Raw genomic sequence first — 7032 nt, forward strand, 5'->3', positions numbered from 1 at the left:
CGGCCGGCCTGGGCGGACCGGCCGGGCGACGGGGAGACCGCCGGTTCGACCCGCCCGGCGCGGGAGCGCGGCGGTCAGTCGTCGACCGGGACCGCGGTGACCAGGAGGGTGTTGCGGTAGCCGTCGCGGCCGTCGTAGGGCGGCGCGCAGGTGACCAGGGTCAGCACCGGGTCGCCGCCGCGGTCGAAGACCCGGTCCGGCAGGGCGTCGGCGGGAACCGTCTCCCGGGCGGTGACCCGGTACTCCACCGGGACGGCGCCCCCGTCGCGGTCCACCCGCACCGTGTCGCCGGGCCGCAGGTCGTAGAGGGCGGCGAACTCGCCCAGGTCGCCGGTGGCGGAGTCGACGTGCCCCATGAGCACCGCCGAGCCGGCCGCCGCCCCCGGTGCCGGACCGAAGCGGTACCAGCCCGCGACCCGCGGGTCGGTCGGCACCGCCGCACCACCGTCGTCGTCGACCCCGACAGCGGTGACCGGGGCGTCGAGTCCGACGCGGGGAGCGTGCACCCGCACCGGGTCGGGCGCCGCCGCGGAGTCGGGCGCCGGCTTGGCCCGTTCCTCCGCCGCGTCGGCCGGCGGGGCCCCGAAGTCCGCCGGCGCGTCAGGCCCCCCGCCGGTCACCGACAGGCCGACCAGCAGCACGGCCCCCGCCACCGCGGCCCCCGCCCCCTGCGCGAGCAGGGAGCGGGGGCCGCGGGTGGACGGGCGCCGGGCGCGGGGGCCGGGGCCCGCGGGCGGGGTCACCTCAGGCGTCCTGCCGGTTCCGGCGGGCGATCAGGAACGCGGTGGCGGCACCCGCCAGGCCGGCGGCGCTCCAGGCGGGCCACGCGTCCGGGGAGTTGACGGCCGCGCCGTTCCCGCCCGCGGCGACGTGGCCGGGGGTGCCGTGCTCGGCGTCGAGCGTCTGGACCGCCAGCGCGAGGTTGTCGTCCTCCGCGCTGCCCCAGGCGTAGACGACGGTCAGCGCACCCTCGCCGAGGTCGAGGTCGGCGGGGCCGATGGCCACGGTGTCGGTGCCGGCGAGCGTGACGTCGGCGGAGACGGTGCCGGCGTCGACCTCGACGGTGGCCTCACCGGGGTTGGTGAGGTCGGAGAGGACGACCTCGCCGCCGGCCCGGACGTCGACCGCGGGGGCGGCGGCGTCATGGCGGACCGTCAGCCGGGCCTTGCCCGCGGCGACGGCGGAGGTGTCGTTGACGTACGTGTCGAGCTCGGGCGTGCCGTCGGCGGAGAGGTGCGCGGCGATGGTGGCGTTGTCGCCGGCGCCGACCTCGACCGTGCTCTGCAGGGCGGGCTCGCCCGTGGGGTCGTCCCCCGCGGGGAAGACGGTGATGTCGTAGCTGCCCGGGTCGAGGGCGACCGGGTCGGTCACGGTGCCGGGCTGGAAGTCGGGGAGCAGTTCCTCGCCGTTGGCGTAGACGTCGACCGGCAGGTCGGGCACGCCGTGGAAGACGGAGACCAGGGCCTGGTCGGCGGTGTCGGCCTGCGGCAGGGCGACCGCGGGTCCGGCGGCACCCAGGGCCAGGGCCCCGATACCGAGTGAGGCGGCGATGGCGGTGGGTATGCGGAGGCTCATCGTCTGACGTCCCTTCGTCCGGTTCCGCACGGTGCGGAACCTCGCCCCCACTTCCGGCCGCACCACCCGCTCGGATGCACCCGGGGGGCCGCTGTCTCCTCGTCACCGCGCTGACCTGCGACGGAACCGGCCCGCTCCGCCCGTTCGGACCAGCGTGCACCCGGTCGGCGCAGCGGACGCGCCGACGCCCGTGCCGCCGCGGTCGACGGCCCCCGGTGACCGGCGGGCTTCCCCGCCGCGGGGGCGGCCGGGAATTGCCGCGTCCGGGCCGCGCCCGCAGGGTGGGCGTGCGGCCCCGTCGCCCCACCGCCCCGCCCGCTCCCCACCGCTCCTGCGGCCCAGGAGGTCCGGCTCATGGCCGATCCCGCAGCACCCCCGATCCGCCCGTCCGCCACGCCCCCGACGACCGGCCGTGCGCGCGGCGAGGCCCCCGGCGCGGCGCGGACTGCCGACGCACCGGAGCGGGACGGCGAGGACGGCCGCGGCGAGGCGGGGTCCCCCATGGGGGACCCCGCGGAGGAGGAGGTCGGCGCCTTCCTCGCCGGTGACGAGGCCGCGGTGGCGGCGGTGTACCGGCGGTGGAGCGCACTGGTCCTGGCGTTGGCGCGGCGGGCGCTGGGCGACGAACGCGAGGCGGAGGACGTCGCGCAGCAGGTCTTCCTCGCCGCGTGGGCGGGCCGGCACCGCTACCGGGCGGACCGGGGCGTGCTGGCGGCCTGGCTGGTGGGCATCGCCCGGCACGTCATCGCGGACGCGCTGGCGGAGCGGGCGCGCCGCGCCGACCTGGTGACGGCTGCGGGCTCCCTGCCGGCGGCGGGACTCCCCCACGCGGGCGCCTCCCCCGGCCCGGAGCAGGCGCTGGACCGCATGCTCGTGGTGCTCGAGCTGCGGCGGCTGCCACCGGTGCAGTCGGAGGTGCTCGGGCTGGCCTTCTACCGGGGGCTGACGCAGGCGGAGATCGCGGAGTTGACGGGGCTGCCGCTGGGCACCGTGAAGAGCCACACCCGGCGGGGGCTGCGGACGCTGCGCGCCCTGCTGGAGCCGCCGGCACCGTGAGGCCGGGGCCGGCGGCGGAGAGGAGCCGTGCCGCCCGACGGGGCCTCCCCGGCGGGCGGAGTGGACGGCGGACCCGGTCGTCAGCCGGCGTCGGCCGGGTCCGCCGGGGGCTCGGCTCGCCGGTAGCTCCCGCCGTCGCGGGTGCGGGTCAGCCGCCCCGACTCGACCAGGTAGCGACGGAGCGCGGGGAAGTCCTCGTGCACCGCGGCCAGCGCCTCGTTGACCTCGGGTTCGGTGTAGGTGCCGCCCGGCTCGAAGAGGGTCCGGGCGAGGTGGTCCAGCAGCTGCTCCCGCCGGGCGGCGCGCCGCGGGATCGCGACGAGACGGCCGCCGGCGAAGAGCCGCCTGACGTCGGTGGCGGGCAGCGGCTCGGGGCCGGGCTGCGGGGGCTGCGGGGGCTGCGGCGAGTCGGGCACGCCGCCGACCCTGCCGCGCGGGCGGGCGGACGGCAACCGGATATTGCCGTGCCCGACGACGCGGGTCATTCCCCGGCCCGCCCGGGGCGGGGCTCCCGGGCGACGGCGTGCGGGCCGACGCGGTGCGGCGGGTCGGTCCGGGGCGAGCTGCGGCGGGCAGGGGTGTCCAGCCGCAGCGGTTCGATGCGGTGGGCGACGACGTTGACGGCGCCGCGGTCGCGCTCCACCGTGCCGTGGACCACCAGGCCGGGGTGGTCCAGCGCGATCCGCTGGTACCGCTGCCAGACGGGCGGGGAGACGATGACGTTGGTCATGCCGCTCTCGTCCTCGATGTTGAGGAAGCAGGTGCCCTTGGCGGTGGGCGGGCGCTGCCGGTGGGTGACGAGCCCGCCGAGCAGGACGGGGCTGCGGTCGGCGAGGGCGCGGACCTCCGCGGCGGTCGCGGCGCCGCGCGCGGTCAGGTGGTCGCGCAGGTACTCCACCGGGTGGGGGCCGGCGGAGGCGCCGGTCGCCCACAGGTCGGCGTAGGTCCGCTCGGTGGCCGTCATCTCCGGCAGGTCGGGGGCGGGGGGCGGCGCGGTGGTCCCCGGCAGCGGGTCCTGCCCGCGGTGGGCGACGGCGCCGGCGTGCCAGATCGCCTCCCGGCGGCCGCTGCCGAGGCAGTCCAGGGCACCGGCGGTGGCGAGGTTCTCCAGGACGCGGGCGGGCAGCCGGGTGCGGGCCGCGAGGTCGTCCACCCCGCTGAACGGGCGGGCCGCCACGACGCGTTCGGCCTGCTCGGCGCCGAGCCCCCGGACGGTGGCCAGCCCGAGCCGGATCGCGGGCGGCCCGTCGGGGCCGCCGGGGGTGCCGGGGCCGGACTCCAGAGTGGTGACGACACCGGACGCGTGGACGTCCACCCCGCGCACCGCCACCCCGCGCCGCCGGGCGTCGCCGACGAGGGTCAGCTGGGAGTAGAAGCCCATCGGGAGGTGCGACATGATCGCGGCGAGCAGTGCCCCGGGGTAGTGGCGCTTGATCCAGGCGCTGGCGTACACCAGGTGGGCCATGGACTGGGCGTGCGACTCGGGGAACCCGTAGTGGGAGAACGCCTCGATCATGCCGGTGATCTCCTCGGCGGCCGCCCGGTCGATGCCGCGGCGCGCCATCCCCGTCAGCAGGGCGTTCCGCAGCTCGGCGATCCGTTCGGCGGAGTGCTTGGCCGCCAGCGCCTTGCGCAGCCGGTCGGCCTGTCCGGCGGAGAACCCGGCGCAGTCGATCGCCAGCCGCATCGCCTGCTCCTGCCAGAGCGCGATCCCCAGCGAGCGGCGCAGCGCGGGCTCGGCCAGCGGGTGGGGGTAGCGGACGGGCTCCGCGCCGGAGCGGCGCCGCAGGTAGGGGTGGACGGAGCCGCCCTGGATGGGGCCGGGGCGGATCAGGGAGACGGCGACGACCAGGTCGTTGAAGTTCCTGGGCCGCAGCCGCGGCAGCGTGGACATCTGGGCCCGGGACTCGACCTGGAAGACGCCGACGGTGTCGGCGCGGCCGAGCATCTCGTAGACCGCCGGGTCCTCCGGCGGGATCGAGGCGAGGTCGAGCCGGCGGCCGTGGTGGCGGTCGATCAGGTCGCAGGCGGTGTGGAGCGCGGAGAGCATGCCGAGTCCCAGCAGGTCGATCTTGACCAGCCCGGCGGCCTCCACGTCGTCCTTGTCGCCCTGGAGGACGGACCGCCCCTCGGCGGTGGCCCACTCCACGGGCATGATCTCGCCGACCGGGCCGCGGGTGAGGACCATGCCACCGGAGTGGACGCCCAGGTGGCGCGGCAGCCGGTGGAGTTCGGCGGCCAGGGCGCGGACGTCACCGGGGACGGGCGCGTCGGCGGGCGGCGGCTCGTGGTGGTGGATGTGGCGGGTCATCTCCTCGATGCGGTCGGGCGGGTGGCCGAGCGCGCGGGCCGCGTCGCGGACGGCGAGCCGGGGGCGGTAGGTGATGACGTTGGCGACCTGCGCGGCGTGGGTGCGGCCGTAGCGGCGGTAGACGTACTGGATGACCTCCTCGCGGCGGGCGTGCTCGAAGTCGAGGTCGATGTCGGGCGGCCCGGCCTTCTCGGTGCTGAGGAAGCGGGCGAAGAGCAGCCCGTGCCGCACCGGGTCCACGGCGGTGATGCCCAGCACGAAGCAGATCACCGAGGAGGCGGCGGAGCCGCGCCCCTGGCACCAGATGCCGGCCTCGCGGGCGAAGCCGACGATGTCGTCCACGATGAGGAAGTAGCCGGACATCCGCAGCTCGGTGATGACCGCCAGTTCGTGGTCCAACCGCTGCCAGGCCGCCCGGGCGGCGGGGTCGCCGCGGCGGCCGTACCGCTCGGCGCAGGCGGTCTCGGCGCGGTGGCGCAGCCAGGAGTCCTCGTCGTGGCCGGTCGGCGCGGGGAACCCGGGCAGTTCGGGGCGGAGCGCGGTGAGGTCCAGCGCGCAGGCGTCGCCCAGGGCGAGGGTGGCCTCCAGCACGCCGGGGCGGCGTCCCAGCGCCCGGCGCATCTCCCCCGGTGACCGCAGGTGGGCGGTGGGGGCGGGCGGCAGGTGGCCGGCGGCGTCGTGCAGTTCCTGGCCCCGGCGGAGCGCCGCCAGCGCCTGCGCCAGCCGGGCGTGGCGGGGGGCGGCGTAGTGGACGGCGCCGGTGGCGACGACGGGCATCCCGGCGCGGGCGGCCGCCCGGGCGACGGCGTCGTTGCGGATGCTGTCGCCGGGCATCCGGCGGTCGACCAGCTCGGCGTGGACGTGGTCCGCGCCGAAGACCTCGGCGAGCCGTGCCAGCTGCCGGGCGGGGTCGGCGGCCCCGTGGCGGGCGTCGGTGCCGAGCGGCGGGCAGCCGGTCAGGACCGCCCAGTGCCCGCCGCGCGCGGCGTCGGCGAGGGCGGCGAGGTCGTAGCGGGGGGCGCCCTTGGCGCCGGCGAGCTGCGCGGCGCTGATCGCGGCGGAGAGCCGCCGGAACCCCTCCAGGTCGCGGGCGAGGACGACGGGGGTGCCCAGCCCGGCCGCGTCCTCCGCGCCGGGGCCCCGGGCGGGGTCGTCGGTGTCGCGGATGGAGTCGTCGGTGTCGCGGGTGGGGTGGGGGGCGCCGGGGGCGAGGGTGAGTTCGGCGCCGTGGACGGTGGCGAGGCCGGCGGCGGCCGCCGCCTCGGAGAGGCGCCGGGCGCCGTACAGCCCGTCCCGGTCGGTGACCGCCAGGGTGTCGATCCCCAACCGGGCTGCTTCGGCGACGAGTTCGGGCGGGGAGGAGGCGCCCTGGAGGAAACTGAAGGAGGAGTGCGCGTGCAGCTCCGCCCAGCGGGCCTCGGGGCGGGACGGCACGGGCAGCGCCACGACCGCCCCCTGGTCGGCCGGGCGGGCCCCGGGGCGGCGGTCAGCCATAGCCGGCCTCCGCCCACCACTGCCCCCGTTCCACCACCAGCAGCCAGGCGTGGCCGTCGGCGGTGACGACCTGGAGGCGCGCCATCCTGCGTGCGTGGGCGCTGTCCCACCACTCCTCCAGCACCGGCCACGGGCCCGCCCAGCCGGTGATCCGGGCGGCACGGTGCCCGGCGACGGCGAGCCGGGCCGGCGGGTCGGAGACCTCCGCGCGGGCGGAGACCGCCACCTCCCGTCCGGCGGTGTCGGTGAGCCGGGCGGGCAGCGGCGCGGGGTAGACCGTCGCGGGGTGCGGGGCGGGGAGCCGGCCGGGCCAGGGCCCGGCGGGGAGCCGGGCCGGGGCGGCGTCGCCGTAGGGGACGCGGCGCACCCGGTCGCCGGGACCGCGTCCGCCGCCCAGCTCCACCCGGGTCACGGCGCGGTGGCCGAGCAGCGCCTGCACCCGGGCGGCGGCGCGCTCGACCTCCTCGGGCGTGGGCTCTCGGCCGAAGAGTGCGGCCTGGCGGCCGGTGGCGGCGCTGATGCCCGCCGGGCGCAGCGTCAGCCGGACCACGCCGGTCCCGCGCCCGGTGGCCGCCCCGTCCGCCGCTCCCCCGGCG

Annotated in this window: 5 protein-coding genes and 1 pseudogene; 1 reads left to right on the forward strand and 5 read right to left on the reverse strand. The window is 78.5% G+C overall.

Annotation, left to right across the window (positions count from 1 at the left end; all coding sequences use genetic code 11):
- Positions 1-74 precede the first annotated feature (74 nt).
- Together HCN52_RS19850 and HCN52_RS19855 are read right to left on the reverse strand one after the other, a co-directional pair.
- A complete protein-coding gene (locus HCN52_RS19850; RefSeq protein WP_168089816.1) occupies positions 75-743 on the reverse strand; it encodes a class F sortase in 669 nt (222 codons plus the stop codon).
- Position 744: 1 nt separating this feature from the next.
- Entirely contained in the window at positions 745-1575 is an 831-nt protein-coding gene (locus HCN52_RS19855; RefSeq protein WP_168089817.1) for a DUF4397 domain-containing protein, read from the reverse strand.
- Positions 1576-1929: 354 nt separating this feature from the next.
- Between HCN52_RS19855 and HCN52_RS19860 the strand changes: the two genes are divergently transcribed.
- Positions 1930-2631: an RNA polymerase sigma factor gene (locus tag HCN52_RS19860; protein WP_312876790.1), complete on the forward strand. Its 702-nt coding sequence runs from the start codon at positions 1930-1932 to the stop codon at positions 2629-2631.
- A gap of 80 nt (positions 2632-2711) precedes the next feature.
- On the opposite strand, the gene HCN52_RS19865 is transcribed toward HCN52_RS19860, so the two are convergent.
- The 3 genes and pseudogenes from HCN52_RS19865 to HCN52_RS19875 all read right to left on the reverse strand — a co-directional run.
- Positions 2712-3047 carry a DUF2087 domain-containing protein gene (locus HCN52_RS19865; protein WP_376767166.1) on the reverse strand — a complete coding sequence of 112 codons (336 nt, stop codon included), beginning with the start codon at positions 3045-3047 and terminating at the stop codon, positions 2712-2714.
- 65 nt (positions 3048-3112) lie between these two features.
- Entirely contained in the window at positions 3113-6436 is a 3324-nt protein-coding gene (locus HCN52_RS19870) for an error-prone DNA polymerase (RefSeq protein ID WP_168089819.1), read from the reverse strand.
- Positions 6429-7032, reverse strand: a pseudogene (locus HCN52_RS19875) (DNA polymerase Y family protein); the annotation flags it as partial. The pseudogene HCN52_RS19875 and the gene HCN52_RS19870, both read right to left, overlap by 8 nt.

The sequence above is a fragment of the Streptomyces bohaiensis genome, from assembly GCF_012033785.1.
GTDB lineage: Bacteria > Actinomycetota > Actinomycetes > Streptomycetales > Streptomycetaceae > Streptomyces > Streptomyces bohaiensis.

Coding starts and splice junctions, on each gene's coding strand:
- HCN52_RS19855 (WP_168089817.1), bottom strand. CDS start 1,575: ATGAGCCTCCGCATACCCACCGCCATCGCCGCCTCACTCGGTATCGGG.
- HCN52_RS19860 (WP_312876790.1), top strand. CDS start 1,930: ATGGCCGATCCCGCAGCACCCCCGATCCGCCCGTCCGCCACGCCCCCG.
- HCN52_RS19870 (WP_168089819.1), bottom strand. CDS start 6,436: ATGGCTGACCGCCGCCCCGGGGCCCGCCCGGCCGACCAGGGGGCGGTC.